The following is a 23,175-nucleotide window of genomic DNA, read 5'->3' as shown; positions in this document are numbered from 1 at the left end:
TGAAGAAACCCGGTTTCTGAAAATCTACACAACTCCTTTGTGTCTTTGTGTCTTGGTGGTTAAATTAATCCTCTCAGGTTCCTTGTAGTGAGGCGTTCACGCCTCAGAGTCCTAAAGGACTCACTACAATACTTAGAACAGGTTCCTACGGATGGTGCGTGCGCGGAGCTTACGCACCCTACGGTTCGGGGTTAACCATAAACGTTAATACTTGATCGCCAATACCTTTTAATTTGTGGAATTCTTCAGCTAAAATTTCAGTGGCGGGGAGATAATTCGCTACTTCTGTAGAGACTAAAATACTATTGGGATGAGCAACTTCTTGTAAGCGAGCGGCCATATTCACCGCAGGGCCAATGGCGGTATAATCTGAACGTTCCTGAGATCCAAACATCCCGACAACAGCCGTCCCGATATGAATTCCACATCGGAAACGCACGGGTTCAACGCCATGATGATTGATGATTCCCTGTTCTCGCCAGCGTTGATTCAGCTTATCAAGCGATCGCAACATTTGCCGCGCTGAATTCACCGCCTGTTTGACCTGTTTTTCCGCAGATAACTCCTCTGGCGCACCATATAACGCCATCACCGCATCCCCAACAAACTTATCGACCGTGCCCCCATTGGCAAAAATTACCCGTGTCATCTCTGCTAAATACTCATTTAACACCACCGCAATTCCCTGAGATTGTAACTGATTCGACATCTGGGTAAATCCGACAATATCACTAAATAAAATCGTAATTAACCGAGGTTCAGGACTCAGATCCAACGCCAATTCCCCCGTAGCGGCTTTTTTAACCATTGTTTCCGGTAAAAATCGTTTTAATACTGACTCTGTTAAATATCGATTTAACTCAGATATTCGGCGTTCGTTCTCTTTTAAAGATTGTAAATTTTTCACTTCTGCCAACAGTTCCCGATCATTAAACGGTTTGGACAGATAGGCATCGGCCCCCCGTTCCACACCCTCTAAACGGGTTTCTTCATCCGCCTTAGCCGTTAATAAAATCATCGGAGTTCCCTTCAATTCCGGGTTTTCTCGAATTAACCGAATTAAATCTAACCCCGATACCAAAGGCATCATTAAATCGGTAATAATCACTTCCGGCTGATAGCGTTGGGCTATTTCAAACCCTTCAGCCCCATTACAAGCCACCACTACGTTGTATCCCGACTGGCGGAGAATCTTCGAGACATAACGCCGTAAATCGGGGTTATCATCCACCACTAACACTAAATTCGTCGAGGAAGTATTTTCCCCTAAAAGTATATTTTCTTCCGCCGTTTCCCCCCCATTATTGCTATCATCCTCCGTTATATCCACTTCCACATCCGAAAATTCCACCGAGGCGCGACTCGAATTTAACTCCGCCGGAATCTCCAAAACTTGTTCTCCGGGTAAATGAGCCGTTCCCTGTTGTAACCAAACGGTAAAGGTTGTACCTTTGCCATAAATCGACTCCACAGAAATTTGTCCTTTATGCAGTTCCACTAATTCTTTAACTAATGCTAATCCTAAACCCGACCCTTCATAGGAACGATTTGCAGAACCTTCCGCTTGACGAAAGCGTTCAAATAAATAGGGAATTTGTTCCGGTTTAATCCCAATTCCGGTGTCTGCAACTTGCAAACGACAATGATCTCCCAGGGGTTCAACTCTTAAGGTAATTGTTCCTCCAGTGGGCGTAAACTTCATCGCATTCGAGAGTAAATTATAGAGAACTTTATCAAACCGTTCTAAATCTAAATACAACAAAGGACAGGTTTTTAAATCTGTTTCTAAGTAAATTTCTTTCTTATGACAATAGGGTTGAAACGATTCAACGGTACTGTGACAAAAGGAAATTAAATCACAGGGGCGAAAACTAGGTTGCATTCGTCCCGCATCAAACCGTTGTAAATCTAATAATTGATTGACTAACCGTAACAATCGCCTAGAATTTCTTAAGGCAATTTTCGATTGTTCTAAGGGTAAATCTTGCTGTTGATTAATCGCCGATTCTAACGGCCCAATCATTAACGTTAAAGGAGTCCGAAACTCATGGGAAATATTTTGAAAAAATTCCGTTTTTACCCGATCTGCTTCTAATAATCGTTCGGCTTGTTGTCGGGTTTTTTGATATAAACGAGCCTGTTGTACGGCTAAAGCCGCTTGTACCGCCACCACTTGCACTAAATTAATTTCCGCTTCTTGCCATTTGCGAATTCGAGTGTTTTGTCGCAGAGAAATACTGCCAATAATCTGACCATCGGAGAGCAAAGGCATCACCATCAACGCTTTGGAAGCCGAACGCAGAGGGAATTCCGCAATATGCGATTCCGGTTGGCGGTCTAAATCATCAATCACAACGGGTTTTCCGGTGCGTAACACTTGTTGCAATACCGGGTTTCCCCGAATCGGAACTAAAGATTGAGGCAGCATTTCTTGGGGCTGCTGTAGCTGAAGCGAGGGTTCAACGGAGGCAACGGATTCAACGGAAGTGGGGGGAGACTCTAACGACCATTCATCGCTGACCATCGACGCCTGACGAGCCGCATCATATAATCCTACACATTGGACATATTCATCATCTTTTGTCCACAGGGATAAAGCACATCCATCCACTTGTAACGCTTCTCCCAATTGTTGGGTAATGGCGGCAAAAATCGTGCGGGGATTTAAACTAGAACGAATCGCCGATGTAATCGTATTGACTAACGCTTCCCGTTTCGCCAGTTCTCGCACCTGTTCATAGGCGCGAGCTTGGGATAGGGCCAAAGCCGCTTGATCGGAAACGGTAATCACTAATTGAACTTCATGATCAAGCCAAATATGGGACTCCTGGCAGTGATGTAGGGCTAACACGGCCATTAAGTCCAGTTGGTAAAATAGGGGTACGACTAAACTGGAGCGAATCTGGGTTTGGGTATAAGCTTGTTGGCGGGCCAGTACCGATATTACCCGTTCATCGGTATCAACAGCTTGGATCACTTCCACATCGGTAGTTTCCCAGACCAATAATCGCAACAGATCTGTTGAGGGCTTTTGGGGATCGGGGGTTTCCAGAATATCCCCTCGTCCCGACTGATACATAAACCATTCATCCACCATTTGCCCGTCTTGGAAGGGTCGCAGAATGCAATACTGGGCTTCAAACATTTGACCCACCGTTTCCACAATCCGTTGCAGCATTTCCCGATAGTTGGGGGCGGAGCGAATGGTATTGGTAACGGCGTAGAGGAGAGATTCTTGTTGGAGAGCGCGACGTAGTTCTTCGGTGCGAGATTTGAGAACGGTATGGGTTTCTAAGGCCTGTTTAACGATGGCTTTGAGTTCGTCGGCGTCCCAAGGTTTGGTAACATATTTAAAGACTTTACCTGAGTTAATCGCTTCGACTAAATCTTCAACGTCGGTATAGCCGGTGAGGATAATCCGAATAATATCGGGATATTGAACAGCCGTTAAACTCAGGAATTCCGTCCCGCTCATTTGCGGCATTCGTTGATCGGAAATAATCACAGCCACGTCAGACTGAGACGCTAAAATTTCTAGCGCCGTTAGTCCGCCTTCTGCTCGCAATACACGGTATTCCCGATGAAAGGTGCGATACAGCAGATCTAGGTTATCGGGTTCATCATCGACAACTAAGATAGTCGGCTTAGATTGTTTCTGGGAATTCATGCACCGATCTCCTGCTGCAAGGGCTGTAGGGGGCTTGTGTTCTGTGTGGGTGACACAGATCTTCTGGGGTGAACCCGCCCCTACCGGGTTATCAGGGTTAACAAAGTGTCAAGTTGCTTGATTGTTGAGGATGCCCCCTATTGATCTTATTCTTCAAGGGTTGTAGGTTGGTGGTCAGTCAGAATCGACAGATTTAATCCCTGATGAGAGGATCTGATCAGAAAACCCTCAACTTGGCTTCATCTGACAACAAGTTGGTGTTGACTGTTGGCAGATGGGCTGTTAACCGTCAAACCCTACACCTTATTGATCAATCCTAACTGGAATCCATCGCTATTCTAGGTTGAATCGATTCCCAAGGGTTAAACTCGCTCTTGGGTTCAATTTTTAAGGCCCGAAATCCAGACCCTTTTTAATCTTTGTCTAGTTTTGTTGTAAAAATGTTGGTTAAACCACAATCAGGATATTGATGCACAATATTTATTGTACCCTGGATAATCGTGGGTGCGGAATTCCCTGATTCTCTGTTGGAAGTTAGATGTGCAAGAATTAAAAATAATTGGCTGATCTTTACTAATATTTTGTTATCCATAAACTGGTGAATCATTTGTTTTCCACTTCGAGATTGAATACATCTTTCCTGGGATGCCGAAACCGGGCTGGATGGGAAAACCTCTGTGGGACGGGAAACCCCCCACCGACAGGATATTCTATTGATTGTTCTCGTTTGCAAATTCGGCCCGCAACCTTGGAAGATCTAACGGCATTAACAGATGTTTTGGCCGACAGTTTTCATGGGCGTGAGGGCATTTGGGGCTGGGTTTATCCGATTTTACGGTTGGGGATTTATGAGGATTTACGCACTCGTCTCTTAATGGGATCAGATCAATATCTATGTTTAGTTGCTGTTGCTTCCTCGCCGGAGGTTTCGACGCCGGGTTATGGACATCCGAAAGAGTATGTTTTGGGAACAGTAGAAATGGGTTTGCGATCGCGTTATGCTTGGCAATTATCCTTGGCTTCTCGATATCCCTATTTGTCTAATTTGGCAGTTCATCCCCACTATCGAAAGCAGGGAATTGCTCAAGAGTTACTTAGAATTTGTGAACAAACGGCCCAATGTTGGGGATTTTCTAAGGTTTATCTTCATGTCCTAGAAAATAATCCTCCAGCCAGACGTCTTTATTACAAAATGGGTTATCGATTAAAAGAGATTGATTCGGGTTGGGATTCTGTGTTATTAGGACAACCTCGACGCTTGTTTTTACAGAAACGAATTTGAACCTTTTTTTAAGGCTGAATTCGGGGTTTTAATCGTTCTCCCAGACGTAAAATTTGGCAAGCTAAAATCGCAGCCCCAAAGCCATTATCAATATTAACAACACCGACTCCCGCCGCACAGGAATTCAACATGGTTAATAGGGGTGCTAACCCATTAAAACTGGCGCCATAACCGACACTGGTGGGAACTGCAATTACCGGACAATCGGCTAAACCTGCAACCACACTGGGTAAGGCTCCTTCCATTCCAGCAACCACAATTAACACATCCGCATCCGCAATTAAAGGCCAACTACTCAGTAAGCGATGAATTCCCGCTACTCCCACATCCCATAACCGTTTTACCTCAAAACCTGATAAGGTAGCGGTGATGGCAGCTTCTTCAGCGACGGGTAAATCGGCAGTTCCCGCCGTTACAATGGTAATGTTTCCGTTAGAATTTACTTCGGGAATCTGAGCAGGTTGAATCGCACAAATTTTAGCTAATTCATAATAGTATAAATCGGGGATTTTGGCTTGTAATTGTTGATAAACATCTGGTTCAATCCGAGTCGCCATCACCACCGGATTTTGCGATCGCATCACCTCGATAATACTGATAATTTGTGCCGGGGTTTTATTCAGTCCCCAAATTACTTCGGGAAATCCTGTTCTTAATTTCCGATGATGATCAATTCGGGCAAAATCTCCAACGGGTTCAAAGTCAAAATATTTAATTTTTTCTAACGCATCTGTCGGGGTAATTTGACCGGATGCAACGGATTCAAGTAACTGTTGTAAGGCTTCAGGATTCATCAGGATTCAATAACTAATTATCTAGCAATTCTTAATTCATACAAATTCCAAAATCCTCCTCCTAATGGGGTATATTTAATGCCTTGAACGCGATCGCGGATGGCTTCCAAGACGAGAGGATTAACCATATATAAAAAAGGTATTTCTTCAGCCATAATTTGTTGAGCTTTTCCATAGAGTTCTTTGCGTTTTTTGGGATCAAATTCTTGGGAAGCTTTCACAAATAAATCATCGATTTCTTGTTCCCAATCTGATACTTTCCAATCTTTTATTTCGGGTTCTCCGGGTTGCGGCCCTTGATTAAAAGTGTGTAACCGTCCATGCACTGACCAAATATTATAACCCCCATGAGGTTCAACTCCTCCTCCCAAGAATCCACCCAGATAAGTATCCCAGTTGCGAGAACTGGAGATGCGTTCTACTAAGGTATTAAAGTTGAGAAATAATAAATCAATTTGAATGCCAATTTTAGCGAGATCTTGGTTGATTTGGGTTCCCATTTGTTCTCTAATTTTTTTACCCGCACTGGCTAAAAGGGTAAAGCGAATCTGATTCCCTTCACTATCGGTTAATTGTCCTTGATTATTATACTTAAATCCAGCATCGATTAACAACTTTTTCGCCTTTTCAGGATCATAGAGATAGGTTTTTAATCCGGCTTCGGGAGATAAATAAAACGGACTTTGTACAGGAAAGGGAGAAAATTGCAGTTCTCCTAATCCTAAATAGAGATTATTTTTCATTACGTCCCGATTAATGGCATAATAAATCGCTTGGCGGAAGGCTTTATTATTAAACCATTTGGATTTAATCGGATCAACAAAGGGTTTTCCTTGGGCATTTTTACCTTGATTTAGGTTAAATCCCATAAACACTGTTCCCATCTCTGGCCCCGCATTAAAAATGGTAAATTGTCCTCGTTTTTCTTCGGGTTTTAATAAGGGAAATGCTTCGGGTTGAATTTGTAAAGTATCTAAGGAACCCGAACGAAAATTCAATAATTGAGTGTCGGTACTTTCAATAATTTGCCAGACAATTTGTTGAATATAAGGTTGAGGATTTCCCTGTTTATCTTTGCGCCAATAATAAGGATTTTGTTGTAAAATCACTCGTTGATAAGGAGTATAACTTTGGATGCGATATTGACCATTCCCGACAATATCTTGGGGGTTCGTATCGGTTCCCCAAGTGGTTAAAAATTTAGGGTTTCCCTGAGCATCAGTTTCGGTTATCGAAGCTTTTAAAATATGAGCAGGTAAAATCGTTAATCCCGCTACATATTGCAAAAAAGGAGCAAAGGGTTCAGCAACAACAAATTCAACCCGACGATTATCTAATTTTTTAACGGTCGGAAAGGTTCGGCTTTTTCCTACTCGCAAAATATCTTTAAAACTGGTGGGAATTTGATCGTTTAAATAAATATCATTATAGGTAAAAATAATATCATCAACGGTGAAAGGTTCACCATCCGACCACTTCAACCCATCTTTTAAGGTAATAATAATTTTTTGTTTATCTTGAGAAATTTCCCAAGCTTCCGCTAACCCCGATTTCGGAATTAATTCTCCCGTTACAGGGTCATCTTGAATTAAAGGATCATACAGATATCCAAACACACTATAGGCGGATTGATTCAGAGGCGAATTAAAGGTATCTGGGCCGCTAGGACTAGGAACCACCAACCGAGACGGAATTTGGGATTGAACGGCACTACAGGCGCTCAGAACCAGTGCTAATAGGATAACTAAAGCCTTTTTTAACCCATTCAGTTTGTTGAATATAATCATTGATTCAGAAATGAATTGAACTCCCAATTATATTAATAGCCCATTGGCATTAGAGGCATAAACTCCTGTTATTTTCTATTCGGTGTTTTTGACTCGTAATCAATTTTAATTCACTTTTTCTAATAACGCCACTGCATAAGCCGCAATTCCTTCTTCTCGACCAACGGGGCCTAATTGTTCATTGGTGGTTGCTTTCACCCCAATTTGATCAAAATTTAAGTTTAAGGTTGTAGCAAGGCGATCGCACATTGCGCTAATATGGGGTTTTAATTTCGGACGTTCTGCGACAATCACAGAATCAATATTCCCCACTTTCCAACCTTGATCTAAAATCAGTTGATTCACCTGTTTTAATAATACTAAACTATCTGCACCCGCCCATTTTTCATCCGTTGGCGGGAAGTAATATCCGATATCTCCTAAACTTAAAGCTCCTAACATTGCATCCATAATGGCATGGGTTAAAACATCCGCATCACTATGTCCTAATAGACCTAATTCATGGTGAATTTTTATCCCGCCTAAAATTAACGGCCGTCCGGTGACTAATTTATGAATATCATAACCATTGCCAATGCGAATATTCATCGGATATTGTTCCAATTTAAAGCAACATCACCTTGTATTATACCAGCTATTCGATAAAATTAGACATTTAAAAATCTAAAATACGCCAGAAAAGTAAATTTTTCACAGGAGTTGCAAATTTATAATACCACAATTGATATTCGTTGAATAGTCCGTCGGGTGTCAAGAAAAAATCAGGTAGGATGGGCGTAGCCCATCACTACACAATATTGAGGACTTAAAATGATCAGTTTTGTCAGTTCTACTCAGCCATTAAAAAGGGTTCAAAAGCGGGTACATTCACCCAAGTTCCAGTTGCATTCGATTCCTGGGTTAAATCCATTAACAGTTGAGAATAAACCCCTTCTTTTAAGGAAGGTTCTAAACTTTTACCCTGTTCAATTCCCCTGATCCATCGATCAATTACTCGCATTAAAGGCGCAATTCGACCATCAGGATAAATCCGAGGAAATTCTAACCCTTCAGGAATGGAAATTTCGCTTAAAGATTCCCCCTTTTGACTTCCCCATAAGCGAAATCCGTGTACATAATCCTGTTGATTATCACTTCCTAAAATTAAGGTTCCTTTACTTCCATAAACTTCTACCCAATGTCCTCGTCCTTGATAGGTAACAGAACTTAAACAAATTTGACAAGGTGTGCCATCATGAAGTTCTAAAATTAGGGTACAAATATCATCCGCATCAACGGTTTTTAATTCTCCTCCTGCTTCAGGATCAGGACGCAAAGAAATTGAAGTATTAAGTTGTCCACAGAGGCGTTTAATTGAACCAAATAACCAGGAAATATAATCAAAACTATGGGAACCAATTGCTCCTAATACCCCGCCTCCTTTGTCTTTTTGTGCATACCAATTCCAAGGACGAGTTTCATCCGCCCGACTGGAAACTAACCAATCAATTTTAATTAGTCTTTTTTGACCGACATAATTTTCGCTTAAGAGTTGGGCAAAATGTTGCCAAGCGGGAATAAACCGAAATTCAAAATCTAAGCTGGTAATACAGCCTTTAGATTCCGCTAGTTGATACAGATATTTAGCTTCTTGAACCGTTAACGTCGTGGGTTTTTCTAATAATAGATGTTTGCCAGCATTTAGGGCTTTTTTAGCCATTTCAAAATGTAAAAATGGCGGGGTTGAAATTGCAACGCCTTGAACTTCAGGTAAGGCAACAATTTCATCAATACTATTCAGAGCATGGGGAATATTATGGCTAGAAGCGATCGCTTTTGCTTTTTCTAAATCTCGATGATAAATTGCAACTACTTGGGTTTTAGGATGATCTTGAAAGGCAGGAAGATGAACTTTTTTACCGAATCCCGTCCCAATTATGGCAATGCCAATTTTTGTGTCTGTTGTCATGGTTTCTCCTGATTCAAGAAATTAAAATATTGATCAAATTTTAACACGAATTTGATATAATATTATCAGTTATGAACAGCCTTAAAATGACTGAAGGATTAGAGATCATGTCTATGGGTTTAGAGGTTCGTGATTTGCCGAATTATTCCTTAACAGAAGTGGCAAAATATTTGCAACTTCCGACTGGAACATTGAGGTCTTGGGTCTATGGTCGTTATTATCCCACTCGTCAAGGAAAACAATATTTTACACCATTAATTGAATTACCTTCTACTTCCGAGAAACAACTATCTTTTACTAATTTAATTGAAGCTCATGTTTTAAGTGCTATCCGACGACTTCATCAAGTCCCTTTAGCTAAAGTTCGTGCAGCTTTAGATTATCTCAATCAAGAATTTTCTGCACCGCACCCCTTAGCTCAACTGGAATTTCAAACCGATGGTGTTAATCTATTTGTGGAACAGTTTGGGGAATTATTAAATGTTTCTTTAAAAGGTCAATTAGCTTTAAAAGAAGTTTTTTATCAATTTTTAAGCAGAATTGAACGAGATCCATCAGGATTACCGATTAAACTATTTCCTTTTACTCGGAATTTTGATATAAATTCACCCCGAATTGTTGTGATTGATCCCCACATTTCCTTTGGTCGTCCGGTCTTAATGGGGACAGGAATTCCCACTATTATTTTAGCAGAACGGTATAAAGCCGGAGAATCTATTGATGAACTAGCAATCGATTATCAATGTGATCGTACCCTAATTGAAGAGGGAATTCGTTGGAAATCGCCATTGGGTTGTTTTAACAAAAAATGAAAAAATTGGCGATCGCACCTCTCAGCTTTTCAGTATTGCTCAAGCTAATGTGAGAGTTTTTGTTTTAGCGTCAACAAATTTGTCAGGAGATGCGATCGCTTTAACGTTTGTGAATTCCTTGCCAAAAATGACAAAATTTGCTATAAATAATTATCCGCCTTTTATAGCTAAAGTTTATCAATCTGGGCGAGTTATTGCTTGGAGAAATAATACAGAACTACTCCGAAGAATAGAGTTATAAATTAACTCAGATCAAAAGCGGTTCGTGATTTTATTTTCTACCCATTCTATCACCTGCTTTCCTAAATAAACCCCATCCAATAAATCAATTTCTCGAATTCCCGTAGGACTGGTAACATTAACTTCTGTTAAATAACCTCCAATAATATCAATTCCAACAAAATATAAGCCATCAGCAACTAATTTAGGTGCTAATTGTTGGCAAATTTGATATTCTCGATCCGTAATTTCAGTTTTAGCAACTCGTCCCCCAACAGCCATATTTCCTCTAAATTCTTGACCCGTAGGAATGCGATTAACGGCTCCAATGGGTTCACCATTCAGCAAAATAATCCGTTTATCTCCATCTTTTGCTTCGGGTAAAAACCGTTGAATCATCACCGGATATAAACCCTGTTGGGTACTAATTTCAATTAAAGAATTGAGATTGCGATCGCTCCCTTCTAAAAATAAAATTCCTTCTCCGGCTTTTCCTCCTAAAGGTTTTAAAACTCCCGCTTCTTCCTGTTCAACAAAGTCTCTAATGACTTGTTTGTCACGGCTAACAATCGTTTTAGGAATACAATCTTTGAATTGCATCGCATACATTTTTTCATTCGCTGTTCTTAACCCATGAGGTGAATTAATCACTAAGGTTTTTTCGGGGTTAATATAATCTAAAAGATAAGTTGCATAGAGATAGGGAATTGTGACCGGAGGATCAATTCGCATGAACACCGCATCCATATTTTCTAGCGGTTGGAGAATGGATTGATCAACAGAAAACCAAGGTTCTTTTACAACCCAACGATTCTGATCTCTAACAATGGGTGTGAGGTTAACCTGGGTTAAAAGTCCCCAAGTTTGACCTTCAATGACATTTAATTGGTGAGCTTGTGTCACCCAAATTTCATGTCCTAAAAGTTGCGCTGATTCCATTAATGCAACGCTAGTATCATGACTGGGATTTAATTTTTCTATCGGGTCAATAATGAAAGCAAATCTCATCTTTATTCACACTTAAAGGTTAACAGATTAGGCTAAAATTAGAACAAAGGTTAAATTTTTAATCCTGGCATTTTAAACTTACCCTAAATAAATAAGAAGTTTTTAATTATGCCAGGATTTAGAATAGAATTAAACCAGTAAGGGATCAAGTTTTCCTTGACGATCTAAGGCATAAATATCATCACAACCCCCAATGTGCTGATCATTAATAAAGATTTGAGGAAGGGAACGAGGGCCATTTGATCGTTCTGTCATTTGCTCTCGTGCGGCTTCATCCCCATCAATAACGTATTCGGTGAAGTCTACACCTTTCTTCTTCAGTAATGCTTTAGCTCGAATACAGAAGGGACAGGTACTCCAAGTGTAAATTTCAACAGTTGCGGCCATAGAGAGTTCTGCGATTGAGTAGTTTTTCTTAATGTTAATATAAATTAAGGTTCTACAGGATCATCTTTCAAAAAAACCAGAAACCTGGCGGCTGTCTTTGTCCCATTCTCTTCTGAATACCCAGACTATATCTTCCAAAATTATCCTGATTTAAGTTAAACAAAATGTCAACTTCTTTGCCCATAATTGCACCCCAACCTCGCATTTCTGTTCCGACCTCTAATCCCAACGATTTGACTTATTTAGTACAACCCGGAATGGGGTTAGATGGTGTTGTTAAAATTCAAGGACTTGATGGGGGTAGTTGTACAGGATCATTATTAACAACCGGACGTCATATTTTAACCGTTGCTCATTGTGTAACGAATGAATTGGCACAACCTGATTATTTTTCTCCTTCAGACTATACCATTTATTTTGATTTACCATCGGGTCAAATTGCAATTCCTGTTTCTCAAATTTATATTCATCCTGATTGGACTTCTGATTTTAATTATAACAATGATATTGCAATTTTAGAACTCTCTCAACCTGCACCAGAAGCCGCCAATCGCTATGATATTTATACGGGTTCGGATGAACTGGGGCAAATTATTCAAAAAGTAGGCTATGGGTTTGCTGCTACTGGAAATTCAGGAGAACAGGAGTATGCTGATATTGTTTCGACAAAAAGAATGGGGCAAAATCGTTATGATGCTTTTGGGGAATTATTTAATAGCTACCCTTATTATTATAATAATCAACCCGGTAAACAATTAGTTTATGATTTTGATAATGGTTTACCCGAAAATGATGCCTTTGGACGAGAATTTGGTATTAATGATTTAGGATTAGGATTATCAGAAGTCAATATTAGTCCTGGGGATTCGGGGGGGCCAGCCTTTATTAATGGCAAAATTGCGGGTTTGACTTCCACAGGTTTTACTTCAGGAACACCGGGTATTGATGTTACTAATACCTTAGATGATAGCTTTGGTGAATATGCTTCTGATACCAGAGTTTCGGTCTATGCAGATTGGATTAATCAAACAATTAATCCTTCTATTTATAGCGGAAATGATGATATTATTGGTACAATCGATAATGATTTTCTCTATGGGTATGAAGGGGATGATACTCTCAATGGTTTGGGGGGAGATGATAATCTATTTGGGGGAAAAGGTGGTGATGATCTCTATGGAGATGAGGGAAATGATAATCTTTATGGAAATTTAGAGTTTGATATCCTTTTTGGGGGTTTTGGGAATGATTTTTTAGCCGGAGGTCAAGATTTTGATTATCTTTATGGAGAAGAAGGAAATGATACATTAACTGGAGATTTAGGGAACGACTATTTAACCGGAGGAACAGGTTCAGATCTATTTATTCTTTCCTTAAGTACCTCTAATTCAGATGAATTGTTAGCAGATATTATTGAAGATTTTGAACCCGGTATTGATCAAATTGGCTTAACAGAAGGTTTAACAGAAGCAAATTTAACCTTAGAATTATCAACAAATTCCTATTCCTATTTACCGGAAACGCTGATTCGGGTTACGGGATCAAATCAAATTTTAGGTGTAGTTTCTAACGTTTCTCCTGAACAATTGCAAGGCCGTTTTATTGCGGTTTAATTTTCCCCAGAAATCGGGTTTCTAATATCATCTCTCGGTAAAAATAAAAAGTTTTGTGAAGAAACCCGGTTTCTCCTATCTCAATTGTCAATTTGCAGATATCCGAAAACGGCGATCGCTCCCACACATCCCTTGATGGTAAACTACCTCCTCAACACCAACTACCCGAATTATCTGATCAGTGGCGGTTGGAGTATAATGAATTTAGCAATCTCAGACATAACTCTAGTCATATTGAGGAATGATGGATGACCAGGCAGGCTTTGGTGGTGGGGATTAATCGCTATCCTTTTACTGAACAAAATTTAACACTAGCCTCAAAAGATGCGGAGGAAATTGCCCGTGTACTCAGAGATTACGGGCAATTTGATTCTGTGAAAGTGCTTCCAGAAATCTGCCAAGATGGGGCGATTAAGGTGGAGGAAAAAGGTTTGGTGAAAGGGGAAATTCTCCAAGAGGAAATCTCTAAACTATTCAATCCTGCTAATAATAATTATCCCGATACAGCATTGCTATTTTTTGCCGGACATGGCTTGCTACAAACCTCAGCACAAAATGAACTTAAGGGATATTTATGCCCTAGTGATGTCGAGCCCAGTGGAGAGTTTGCCATTCCTTTTGATTGGTTGCGAGATGAATTAATCAAGAGTCAAGTAAGAAATCAAATTGTTTGGTTAGACTGTTGCCATAGTGGAGCATTTACTAATGAGAATTTTGATCAGGCATATACCACAAATCAAAATCGGCCAGAAGTAAGTCGTTGGTTGGTTGCCGCTTGTCGCCAATTTCAGGAGGCGGTGGCGGTGGAAGATCATGGTTTGTTGACAAGGTTGCTGTTACGGGGACTCAATCCTCATCAAGATGAGCGGGGGGACTGGATTAATAGCACAAATTTGAATGCTTTTATTAATGATGAGAGGCAAAAAGATCCAAAATTAAAGACATTTGAGCAGCGATTTCGCTCGAATTTACTGGGAGAAGCGATTAATTTTTGGCAAAAATTGGGTGCGAGTGAGAGTCAAGCACCCAAAAATGTGCCGATTAATTGGCGCGAAGTCTCTCAAAACGCCTTAGCAGAAAGACAAAAACTCACCACTAATCCCCTCACTACGGGCGATGGGGTAGAGCATACTCTTGATGATATTTATGTGCCTCTGGGATTAGTAGAAAAGGTAAAGAAAGAAAAACGCCCTGGGGAGGTTTCGCCAGAGGAAGGTTCCCAATTTTATCAGCCAGAAAAGGAGTATGAAGAAGTCACCCGCACTTATAAAAATGATGAGTTTTTCGCCCAAGTGCTGAAACAGGGGCAAAGTCCGAAAAGTCAAGGGCGCAGGTTAGCGGTGACGGGGGAACCGGGGGCGGGGAAAACCACGCTTTTACAGAAAATAGCCCAATGGGTAGCAGCAGAGACAGAGCGGGATGTGGCAATTTGGGTGTCTTTGGCAGATTTGCAGAGGCGAAATGTTGAGGAGTACCTACTGCAAAAGTGGCTCAAGGATGCTCTGGGGGCGGTGCGGGTAACGCCGGAAATGGAAGATGCACTGGCGTTGCTGTTTAAGAGTGGGCGAGTGTGGCTGTTGCTGGATGGGGTGGATGAAATGGGGAGTAGCAACCCCCTAGCGACGGTGGCGAATCAGATTAGCGGTTGGGTTGCTTCAGCGCGAGTGGTGGTGACTTGTCGCCAGAATGTGTGGGATGCGGGGAAAAATGCCCTGGAAGGGTTTGATGTTTATCGCAATCTCGATTTTGACTACCCGGAGGGGGTGGGGCAATTTATTCATCGCTGGTTTGCGCGTCACCCAGAGTTAGGGGAGCGGTTGCTGGCAGAATTAGCCAAAGACGGAAAAGAGCGGATTCGGGATACGGTGCGAAATCCCCTGCGGTTGGCGCTGTTGTGTCGTGCTTGGCAAATTCGTCAGGGGGGTTTACCGGAAACCAAGGCGGGGCTTTATAGGCAGTTTGCCGAGGCGCTGTATGAGTGGAAGCAGGAGGCTTTTCCTACGAAATCCAAGCAGCGAAAGGAGTTGAATGCGGCGTTGGGAAGGTTGGCGCTGCGGGGGATGGAGCAATCTGAGTCTCGGTTTCGGTTAAGGGAAGGTTTGGTAACGGAGGTTTTGGGGGAAACTGATGAGCCGTTGTGTAAGTTGGCTTTAGATTTGGGTTGGTTGAATTTGGTAGGGGTGGCGGTGGAAAATCCCGATGAGCGGGTTTATGCGTTTTATCATCCCACGTTTCAGGAGTATTTTGCAGCGTTGGCGGTAGATGATTGGGGTTATTTTTTGCATCATGTACCGGATAATCCAAGTTTGGGGACTTATCGGATTTTTGAGAAGCAGTGGAAAGAGGTGATTTTGCTGTGGTTTGGGCGGGAGGATGTGCAAAAGGAGAAAAAAGAGGCGTTTATTGAGAAGTTGGTAAATTTTGATGATGGTTGTGGTAGTTGGAATTATCCGAAAGTGGATAGAGGTTTCTATGAATATCGGGCTTATTTTCTCGCGGGGGCTATAGTTCCTGAGTTTAAAGATAGTCGTTTGGCTGATGAAATTGTTAGTCAAATTTTTAAAAGTTGCGTTAGTTATCTGTATTCAATTAAAGCAGGAGCAAACGCAGTATTAGTAGAAACTGATAGCTCAAGGGCAATCAATCATTTAATCCGCATACTTGATGAAACTTCTGATGAATCTACCCGCAGGAGTGCTGCCGATAATTTGGGTAAAATCGCGGGGGCAAATGAGGGGGCAATCGCTCATTTAAGCCAACTGCTTGCTGAAACTTCTCATGAATATACCCATAGTCGTGTTGCCGATATTTTGGGAGAAATAGCAGTGGGAAATGAGTGGGCGAGCGCCCGGTTAAACCAACTGCTTGCTGACACTTCTCCTGAATATAGTCGTGTTGCCGATAATTTGGTAAAAATAGCAGTGGGAAATGAAGGAGCGATCGCCCGGTTAAGTCAACTGCTTGCTGAAACTTCTGATGATGACACCCGCAGTCGTGTTGCTAATATTTTGGGAGAAATAGCAGTGGGAAATGAAGGAGCGATCGCCCGGTTAAGCCAACTACTTGCTGAAACTTCTGATGATAACACCCGTAGTCGTGTTGCCGATATTTTGGGAGAAATAGCAGTGGGAAATGAAGGTGTGATCGCCCAGTTAAGCCAACTGTTTAATAAAACTTCTCATAATGATAAGCAGGTGGATCAATTATATTCTTCAAAATCCCCAATATTAGATCAATCTAGTCAGAGAAGGGTTAGCGATCTATTTAGTAAAACAGCAAAGGGAAATAAGGGAGCAATTGACCGATTAATTCAACTACTAGATGAAAATAATAAATTGACTCGTGCGACTGCTGCTGATATTTTAAATAGAATAGAAATCGGTACTGAAGGAGTAATCGACCGCTTAATCCAACTCATAGATCAAAATTCAGACGAATTAATCCAGAGAATGGTTGCCGATATTTTAGGTCGAATAGAAGCAGGACATGAAGGAGCGATTAAATGCTTAATCCAACTGCTTGGTGAAACTTCTGCTGAATCTACCCGGAGGGTTATTGCCAATAGTTTAGGTAAAATAGCAGTGGGAAATGAGGAAGCGATTTTCCGTTTACTCCAACTGCTAGATAAAACTTCGGATGAAAATACTAGAAGAATTGTTGCCTATATATTGGGGAAAATCATTGTGACTGACGAGCAATATTGTCGGCTAGTTGCTGTACTCAAGCATAATCTAAATAAAAATATTTACCAAAATAAATTTGACCTTTACGAACAATGCTACCAACTTATTTGGCAATGCGCCCAAAACCTCACCTACCCAGAATTTTATACCGCATATAATCAAAAAACCAACAATGTCTTGCAAAAGCTATGGCAATACTTAAACCGCCCAAGATTTTAATCCTTAGCAGATGAAACAGACACCAGCGCTATTTGTCAAGAACTTTGCACCCTAATTTACTCCCTCGCACTCCCCGATACAGACATCCCCACTGTCAGCAACTTTGCCCAACTCAAACAACAGATTCTCAGCCTCAAAAAACAACTGCAAAAACGCCACCTAGCCCTAATTTTCCATAACTGTAAACCTCATCCCCCACTCCTCACCTGCTGTCGCAAAATTGCCGATACTAAACTGGGTTTACACATCCTCTGGATAACCGATGAACCCCTCGAAGCACCTTTACGCGGGTTTCCCCCCAGTCAGGATAATTTGTTAGGGGCGATGCAAAGTTGGATTGAGGAAATGTGTTAAAATTACCCTATCCTATTCATCCACATCAACGATGAGCAAAACTATTAATATTAGTGGGTTAAACCCAGAACAGATTACCCAAATCCAAGCCATTATCGAGGGGTTTCAAGCTAAAAACGAACTCGATCATTTAGCCAGTTCCCAAGTCAATATGAAAAACCCAGATATCATTGATACTTTAACAGAAAAGCCGATTAAAGTCAATGGTTTTCTCACCCGCGAACAGATTGATCAAGCTTAATCATAGACAAGGAGAATACAAGATGGCTAATTCCGTTGAATTTAAAGCAAAAATCCAACAAGGTATCATCGAGATACCAGAAGAATATCAACAGGATTTAAGAGAAGAAAACGAGGTGACAGTGATTATCCTCAAACAACCTAAAAGAATTTCTCAAACGGGAATCATTGCCGAATTAACGCAAAATCCAATTTCCGTTCCGGGTGTGCGTAAATTAACCAAAGATGACATACATCAACTCTAGTTATGCCAAATCCTCTGAGTTTTTGTGATTCTAATATATGGTTATATCAATTTTTGATAGATCCAGATAGCGATCGTTCTGAAGAAATTAAAAAGCATAACATTGCTATCAATTTGACTAATCAAAAAAACATTTTGATTAGTACCCAAGTGATTAATGAAGTTTGTGCTGTTTTATGCAAAAAAGCCAAACTTAGTGAAATTAAAATTAGACAGATTATTGAAGAATTTTATCAGGGTTGTATTGTCATGGATATTGATCGCAATATTATTGTTATAGCTTCTGATTTACGCACTCAATATAATTTCTCGTTTTGGGATAGTTTGATTGTTGCCAGTGCTTTATCGGGTGGTGCAGATACTCTGTATTCTGAAGATATGCAGGATGGGTTAATTGTTTCTGGACAACTCAATATTATTAATCCGTTTAAATTATGACTGTAAACCTCATCCCCCACTCCTCACCTGCTGTGGCAAAATTGCCGATACTAACCTGGGTTTACACATCCTCTGGATAACCGATGAACCCCTCGAAGCACCTTTGCGCGGGTTTCCCCCCAGTCAGGATAATTTGTTAGGAGTAATTCAAAGTTGGTTAGGGGAAATGATAGAATAAAATTGAATAATTTTAGTAAAAATTGAATGGAACATCTACCCAATAGCTGGGCAGAAATTCAGCCTAATATAATATATCAAACAACTAACGGTCAGTTAGTGTCTTTTAGCAAAGAGCAAATCCAACTGGGGATAAAATATGACCAAAATCATAAACATTTAAAAGCCATTGAAAAAGGAATTGTTTCCCCTCGCGGGAATATTGGTCTGGTTCCTTCAGAAATTGAAGGGTTTGATTTTAAATCAAAAGTGTTAGGGAAAGGAGGAGATAGGCGATTTCATGCAAGAATCATTAATGGAGTATTACATTTTCCGGGTTTGGTAACAGAACATTAATTACAGAAAGTTATGACAATACTTGAATTTAAAAATCATCCAGTTTGGCAAGATTTAACAGAAGTATTAGAAAATCTAAATGCTAACGCACTTGTCAGAGAACATTTGGAATTATGCGATTATAAAATATCTGGATACTGGGATGAACAAGATGAATTTTATGAAGAGATTATTTTACCGCATTCCCTGTCTTCTGAATTAGTCAGTAGTGCTATTGGTTTCACAGGTCAAAAACGCTGGCTTAAACTCAAGTTTTGCCTTAAAGTTAACCCTAGTTTTGCTGAAAATTCATCTAATCATAATGAATCCAAAAATCTTGGTGAACTGACGCTTATTTATGATGAAAATCTGCAATTTATTGATGAAAATTGGCAAATCAATATAGACTCAACTTTGATGAGATGAACCCCTGGAAGCACCTTTACGCAGTTTTCCCCCCAGTCAGGATAATTTGTTAGGAGCGATGCAAAGTTGGTTAGAGGAAATGCGTTAAAATTATTCTATCCCATTCATCTCCATCAATTAATAAAGACTTTATGATTAGTAAAGTATCAACAGAAAAAATATCTCAGTCAGTTCCCCTGAAGTTTCATATTTTGATCGATCGCTCTAATGAAACAAAAATAAGCGCATCTTTTCTGGAACTCCCTAACTGCCAAGTAGAAGCTTCAACACAAGAAGAAGCTATCGAAAAATTGAATGACCTCTTACATAATCGTTTGGAAAAACTAGAGATTATTCCAGTAGAAATTGAATGGCAAGCCCCTAAACAACCGGAAAATCCTTGGGTAAAATTTGCCGGAATTTTTCAGGACGATCCCGACTTTTCTGAGATTGCAGAAAGTCTGAGAAAAGAGCGTTTAGCTAACGATGATGAAATTGCATAAATTTAGCTATAGAGCTAATAATCGGAGAAATAATGACAATTTGGATACTTGATACCGATCATGTTTCCCATCTACTCCAAGGAAACAAGGTTGTCAGTTCTAGTGGGGCAAAGAAACCGGGTTTCTTTTCACAGACTTTCGGTGAAAACAAGATATCTCTCAGAAACCCGGTTTCTTACTCAATGGAAGTGCGATCGCGCTTTTGATGCGTTTATTACTCCTGCTCAATCAAACGCCTTTTCATCACACAAGAAACTGCACCATATATACTACCTTCTAAACCCTCTAAAGAATTATGTTCTATATCCTCATACTGACCTAATTTGCTAGTCCAGTTTCCATTAGGAAGTTGTCTGGATGCGTGTTGCGGTTTTCCATCTAAAACATAAATCGCGATCTTTTCAAAACCAGTTTCCAGCAAAGCATTTTCACAGACTTCATACCCTAAAGTTTGATAAGCCATAATAAAAGCAGTCAGAGATTCCTCTCGCAGTATATTCGCTGGCCAGTAGTCTTGACCTTTGGCATCTAGCCACCACCATTCTTCTGTACTTCCAGCCGCCCAAGCAATACAATTATAATCAGTTGTGTCTGGGCTAGTAATTTGATATCCCGTTGTCACTAAATTAGGATGATTTTGTTCAATCCATTCTTTAATATTTTGTATCCAAGCATTATTTCCTACCATTTGTAACCTTTTGCTTTCCCCCACTCTAGCCAAAACTGAGTCATCTCTTTAGTTTTACCCCGTTTTTCTAAAGGTACTGGATCTTCTCCAGTAATTTCACACAGAGCCCAAAACCAACGCCCTGATTTTCTTTCGACTTCCCTTAATAACAGAGGAATTACTACTGGCCCCATCCTAATAATTTGTTGGTAAGCAGGGTGCATAACTAAATCTGTAGTGGAGGAAATACCTATCGTTTCATTGCGCCATTGTTGTACTAAATTTGTAAAAGTTAAATCGATTTCCTCGATCGCGCTTGGCATTGCACTCACTGGATAAAAATAACCCACTAATCGCCCATTGTACTCTATTGCTAAAGGCTCAGTTTCCTCTAACAAAACTTGTTCCTTTAATTGCAGCAAATTTGTTTTTTTCATGGGGAATAAATTAAAATATTAGTATTAAATTTGATCGTAACCAAGAAAGATATTTTTGTCAAGGATTAAATATTCTGTTCACAGACTAGGCTATATTACTTGTAATTTATTGTTAATGATGGCTCAAGAAGAAGGGATATCTTACCAGGAGCTAATTAATCTTTATTTGCAAGATTGTGTGACTTCTGGGTGCAAATTATCTGTTAAGCGGAAATTAGACGAAAATTAACACAACAAAATTTAGATCAATTTGAAGCCATTGGTCAATCTTTCCGAGTTCAATAAACCGATGCACCCCTGGAAGCACCTTTACGCGGGTTTCCTCCCAGTCAAGATAATTTGTTAGGAGTAATTCAAAGTTGGTTAGAGGAATGTTAGGGAAGAAACCGGTTTTCTAGTTAGGAACTTTTGGGAAAAACTAGATAGTGATAGAAACCCGGTTTATGACTTTTGGCGTGATTTACTCTTTTCGAGATTAAACAAACAATAAGGAAATATTTAACCGGATTTGGTATTATATGCTATCATTAAACTGTTAACTAACTTAAACAGGATCGACTGTTAAAAATTAATAGGAGTTAGCTCTTATGCAACTAGAAGATTACTTCAACTTTTTACGCCCAGATGACATTCGGGTAAAAGGGACGCGGATTGGCATTGAAACCATCCTTTATGATTTTATCCATCGCGCCCGCACTCCTGAGCAAATTCTGCAATCTTATCCCTCTTTAACTTTAGAACAAATTTATGCCACTATCACTTATTATTTGCATAACAAAGAAGCCATTAGCGCCTATTTAGCTGATTGGCTTGAATGGAGTCACCAACAATGGAAAGCTCAAGAACTAAATCCCCCACCGGGAATTATTCGACTCAGAAAGCTTAAAGCTGAATTAGAATCTCAACAGAAAGCCAATAAGTCTAAAATACTTGCTTGATGAAAATTTAGACCCTATTTATAAAAGACAATTAATCGAAAGCAATCCTAATTTTGTTGTCTGGAAAATAGGCGAGCCTAATGTACCTCCTTTAAGCACTTTAGACCCAGAGATTTTGTGCTGGTGTGAAGAACACAATTTTGTTTTAGTGACAAACAATCGTAAATCAATGCCAGTTCACTTGGCGGAACATATTGAACGCGGGGGTCATGTCCCAGGAATTTTTATTTTGGGTACTAAACTTAGTATTGGTGAAAATATCAATCAACTAATTTTTATTGCTGAAGCCTCTTTTGATAATGAGTATCAAGATCAGATCGTTTATTTACCCAAAATTTGATCAAGTAAGAGTAATTGTGTTAAAAACAAATTCGATAATTTAGCCAGTTCTCAACTCAATACTAAAACCCAAGATATCATCGATATTTTAACAGAAAATCCGATTAAAGTCAATGGGTTTCTCACCCGCGAAGAGATTGATCAAGCTTAATCATATACAAGGAGAATAGCGGATGATGAGGTATAATAGGGGGAGAAGTCAGCCCGAAAATCAAAACAAAAATAATTAATCAAAATGGTAACTACCTATCGTTTAAAAGCTAGTGAACTTGATCAGAGCTTTTTAGAAAGATTAAAAGCTACTTATGGAGATCAAGAAATAGAAATTAGCGTTTCTAACTTAACAACACAATTAGAAGCGATGGCAAACGATCCATCTATTCAATCTGAGATTCAGCAAATAGAACAGGAATTTAAAATCACTGAAATGGATGGTTTAACTGATTTATGACCATTCAAAGAGGCGAGATTTATTTTGTTAATCTTAATCCGGTTCAGGGCAGAGAACAAGCAGGACGAATTTCTAAAACTAAAATGGTAGAAATTGAAGCAATAATTCGTTATTGTTTAGGGTTATAGAATATTAGGTCTTACGCACGACCAAAGAAACCGGGTTTCTGCTTGGAGATTGTTGGCTAAAACTAGATCTCTATGAGAAACCCGGTTTCTGAAATGATCTTTCGGCTGACATTGAAAGTT

Annotated in this window: 28 protein-coding genes and 1 pseudogene; 20 read left to right on the top strand and 9 right to left on the bottom strand. The window is 40.0% G+C overall.

Annotated features, from left to right (window positions below; all coding sequences use genetic code 11):
• Positions 1–178 precede the first annotated feature (178 nt).
• The gene (locus PL8927_RS22275; protein ID WP_083625646.1) at positions 179–3,667 is read right to left on the bottom strand and encodes a response regulator; all 3,489 of its coding nucleotides are present in this window, start codon (positions 3,665–3,667) and stop codon (positions 179–181) included.
• 625 nt (positions 3,668–4,292) lie between these two features.
• Between PL8927_RS22275 and PL8927_RS22270 the strand changes: the two genes are divergently transcribed.
• Positions 4,293–4,949, top strand: coding sequence for a GNAT family N-acetyltransferase (locus PL8927_RS22270; RefSeq protein WP_231506112.1), 657 nt, complete (start codon positions 4,293–4,295; stop codon positions 4,947–4,949).
• A gap of 8 nt (positions 4,950–4,957) precedes the next feature.
• On the opposite strand, the gene larB is transcribed toward PL8927_RS22270, so the two are convergent.
• From larB to PL8927_RS22250, 4 genes are all read right to left on the bottom strand, one after another.
• Complete coding sequence (gene larB, locus PL8927_RS22265; RefSeq protein ID WP_083625644.1) at positions 4,958–5,743, bottom strand: nickel pincer cofactor biosynthesis protein LarB; 786 nt, start codon at positions 5,741–5,743, stop codon at positions 4,958–4,960.
• 17 nt (positions 5,744–5,760) lie between these two features.
• The gene (locus tag PL8927_RS22260) at positions 5,761–7,530 is read right to left on the bottom strand and encodes an ABC transporter substrate-binding protein (protein WP_083625643.1); all 1,770 of its coding nucleotides are present in this window, start codon (positions 7,528–7,530) and stop codon (positions 5,761–5,763) included.
• Between the two features lie 105 nt (positions 7,531–7,635).
• Positions 7,636–8,118, bottom strand: a complete 483-nt coding sequence (gene ispF, locus PL8927_RS22255; protein WP_083625642.1) for a 2-C-methyl-D-erythritol 2,4-cyclodiphosphate synthase — start codon at positions 8,116–8,118, stop codon at positions 7,636–7,638.
• Between the two features lie 241 nt (positions 8,119–8,359).
• A complete protein-coding gene (locus PL8927_RS22250) occupies positions 8,360–9,478 on the bottom strand; it encodes a Gfo/Idh/MocA family protein (protein WP_083625641.1) in 1,119 nt (372 codons plus the stop codon).
• 71 nt (positions 9,479–9,549) lie between these two features.
• Here PL8927_RS22250 and PL8927_RS22245 point away from each other — a divergent pair, with 71 nt between their 5' ends.
• Positions 9,550–10,290, top strand: coding sequence for a DUF433 domain-containing protein (locus PL8927_RS22245; RefSeq protein WP_231506111.1), 741 nt, complete (start codon positions 9,550–9,552; stop codon positions 10,288–10,290).
• A complete protein-coding gene (locus tag PL8927_RS22240) occupies positions 10,238–10,531 on the top strand; it encodes a hypothetical protein (protein ID WP_156093286.1) in 294 nt (97 codons plus the stop codon). The genes PL8927_RS22245 and PL8927_RS22240 overlap by 53 nt, the downstream gene beginning before the upstream one ends.
• A gap of 11 nt (positions 10,532–10,542) precedes the next feature.
• On the opposite strand, the gene gshB is transcribed toward PL8927_RS22240, so the two are convergent.
• Both gshB and grxC read right to left on the bottom strand, forming a co-directional pair.
• Positions 10,543–11,517: a glutathione synthase gene (gene gshB, locus PL8927_RS22235; RefSeq protein ID WP_083625639.1), complete on the bottom strand. Its 975-nt coding sequence runs from the start codon at positions 11,515–11,517 to the stop codon at positions 10,543–10,545.
• Positions 11,518–11,646: 129 nt separating this feature from the next.
• The gene (gene grxC, locus PL8927_RS22230; protein WP_083625638.1) at positions 11,647–11,904 is read right to left on the bottom strand and encodes a glutaredoxin 3; all 258 of its coding nucleotides are present in this window, start codon (positions 11,902–11,904) and stop codon (positions 11,647–11,649) included.
• A 164-nt stretch (positions 11,905–12,068) separates the two neighbouring features.
• Between grxC and PL8927_RS22225 the strand changes: the two genes are divergently transcribed.
• The 12 genes and pseudogenes from PL8927_RS22225 (at position 12,069) to PL8927_RS28115 (ending at position 20,301) form a co-directional block, all read left to right on the top strand.
• The gene (locus tag PL8927_RS22225) at positions 12,069–13,517 is read left to right on the top strand and encodes a trypsin-like serine protease (protein ID WP_083625637.1); all 1,449 of its coding nucleotides are present in this window, start codon (positions 12,069–12,071) and stop codon (positions 13,515–13,517) included.
• Between the two features lie 92 nt (positions 13,518–13,609).
• Entirely contained in the window at positions 13,610–13,762 is a 153-nt protein-coding gene (locus PL8927_RS22220; protein WP_156093285.1) for a hypothetical protein, read from the top strand.
• A gap of 3 nt (positions 13,763–13,765) precedes the next feature.
• Positions 13,766–17,419 carry a HEAT repeat domain-containing protein gene (locus PL8927_RS22215; protein ID WP_083625636.1) on the top strand — a complete coding sequence of 1,218 codons (3,654 nt, stop codon included), beginning with the start codon at positions 13,766–13,768 and terminating at the stop codon, positions 17,417–17,419.
• A gap of 15 nt (positions 17,420–17,434) precedes the next feature.
• A pseudogene (locus PL8927_RS29180) lies at positions 17,435–17,773 on the top strand (NACHT C-terminal alpha/beta 1 domain-containing protein); the annotation flags it as partial.
• 31 nt (positions 17,774–17,804) lie between these two features.
• The gene (locus PL8927_RS22210) at positions 17,805–18,014 is read left to right on the top strand and encodes a hypothetical protein (RefSeq protein WP_083625635.1); all 210 of its coding nucleotides are present in this window, start codon (positions 17,805–17,807) and stop codon (positions 18,012–18,014) included.
• Between the two features lie 22 nt (positions 18,015–18,036).
• The gene (locus tag PL8927_RS22205; protein ID WP_083625634.1) at positions 18,037–18,258 is read left to right on the top strand and encodes a hypothetical protein; all 222 of its coding nucleotides are present in this window, start codon (positions 18,037–18,039) and stop codon (positions 18,256–18,258) included.
• A 2-nt stretch (positions 18,259–18,260) separates the two neighbouring features.
• On the top strand, positions 18,261–18,695 hold the full coding sequence (locus PL8927_RS22200; RefSeq protein ID WP_083625633.1) for a PIN domain-containing protein: 435 nt from the start codon (positions 18,261–18,263) through the stop codon (positions 18,693–18,695).
• Complete coding sequence (locus PL8927_RS29175; protein ID WP_083625632.1) at positions 18,652–18,873, top strand: NACHT C-terminal alpha/beta 1 domain-containing protein; 222 nt, start codon at positions 18,652–18,654, stop codon at positions 18,871–18,873. Before PL8927_RS22200 ends, PL8927_RS29175 begins: the two co-directional genes overlap by 44 nt.
• 26 nt (positions 18,874–18,899) lie before the next feature.
• Positions 18,900–19,208 (top strand): hypothetical protein, encoded by a 309-nt coding sequence (locus tag PL8927_RS22195; protein WP_083625631.1) that lies wholly within the window; start codon positions 18,900–18,902, stop codon positions 19,206–19,208.
• A gap of 12 nt (positions 19,209–19,220) precedes the next feature.
• Positions 19,221–19,613, top strand: a complete 393-nt coding sequence (locus tag PL8927_RS22190; protein WP_083625630.1) for a hypothetical protein — start codon at positions 19,221–19,223, stop codon at positions 19,611–19,613.
• Positions 19,614–19,744: 131 nt separating this feature from the next.
• Entirely contained in the window at positions 19,745–20,095 is a 351-nt protein-coding gene (locus PL8927_RS22185; RefSeq protein WP_083625629.1) for a type II toxin-antitoxin system HicB family antitoxin, read from the top strand.
• Between the two features lie 32 nt (positions 20,096–20,127).
• Positions 20,128–20,301 carry a hypothetical protein gene (locus PL8927_RS28115; protein ID WP_197047513.1) on the top strand — a complete coding sequence of 58 codons (174 nt, stop codon included), beginning with the start codon at positions 20,128–20,130 and terminating at the stop codon, positions 20,299–20,301.
• An 8-nt stretch (positions 20,302–20,309) separates the two neighbouring features.
• On the opposite strand, the gene PL8927_RS22180 is transcribed toward PL8927_RS28115, so the two are convergent.
• Positions 20,310–20,783 carry a DUF7689 domain-containing protein gene (locus PL8927_RS22180; RefSeq protein WP_083625628.1) on the bottom strand — a complete coding sequence of 158 codons (474 nt, stop codon included), beginning with the start codon at positions 20,781–20,783 and terminating at the stop codon, positions 20,310–20,312.
• Positions 20,777–21,199: a hypothetical protein gene (locus PL8927_RS22175; protein ID WP_231506110.1), complete on the bottom strand. Its 423-nt coding sequence runs from the start codon at positions 21,197–21,199 to the stop codon at positions 20,777–20,779. The genes PL8927_RS22180 and PL8927_RS22175 overlap by 7 nt, the downstream gene beginning before the upstream one ends.
• 297 nt (positions 21,200–21,496) lie before the next feature.
• Here PL8927_RS22175 and PL8927_RS29170 point away from each other — a divergent pair, with 297 nt between their 5' ends.
• The 5 genes from PL8927_RS29170 to PL8927_RS28900 all read left to right on the top strand — a co-directional run bounded on the left by PL8927_RS29170 (position 21,497) and on the right by PL8927_RS28900 (position 23,055).
• Positions 21,497–21,577 (top strand): hypothetical protein, encoded by an 81-nt coding sequence (locus PL8927_RS29170; RefSeq protein ID WP_407947429.1) that lies wholly within the window; start codon positions 21,497–21,499, stop codon positions 21,575–21,577.
• 209 nt (positions 21,578–21,786) lie between these two features.
• A complete protein-coding gene (locus PL8927_RS22170) occupies positions 21,787–22,137 on the top strand; it encodes a DUF433 domain-containing protein (RefSeq protein WP_083625627.1) in 351 nt (116 codons plus the stop codon).
• Entirely contained in the window at positions 22,130–22,477 is a 348-nt protein-coding gene (locus tag PL8927_RS22165) for a DUF5615 family PIN-like protein (protein ID WP_231506109.1), read from the top strand. Before PL8927_RS22170 ends, PL8927_RS22165 begins: the two co-directional genes overlap by 8 nt.
• Before the next feature lie 234 nt (positions 22,478–22,711).
• The gene (locus PL8927_RS22160) at positions 22,712–22,927 is read left to right on the top strand and encodes a hypothetical protein (protein WP_083625625.1); all 216 of its coding nucleotides are present in this window, start codon (positions 22,712–22,714) and stop codon (positions 22,925–22,927) included.
• Positions 22,924–23,055 carry a hypothetical protein gene (locus tag PL8927_RS28900; RefSeq protein WP_269322031.1) on the top strand — a complete coding sequence of 44 codons (132 nt, stop codon included), beginning with the start codon at positions 22,924–22,926 and terminating at the stop codon, positions 23,053–23,055. Before PL8927_RS22160 ends, PL8927_RS28900 begins: the two co-directional genes overlap by 4 nt.
• The last annotated feature ends 120 nt before the right edge of the window (positions 23,056–23,175 follow it).

It is taken from the genome of Planktothrix serta PCC 8927, assembly GCF_900010725.2.
In the GTDB taxonomy this organism is placed as follows: Bacteria; Cyanobacteriota; Cyanobacteriia; order Cyanobacteriales; family Microcoleaceae; genus Planktothrix; species Planktothrix serta.
The sequence above is the reverse complement of the archived record's forward strand: the minus strand, read 5'-3'. Positions and strand labels throughout refer to the sequence as shown.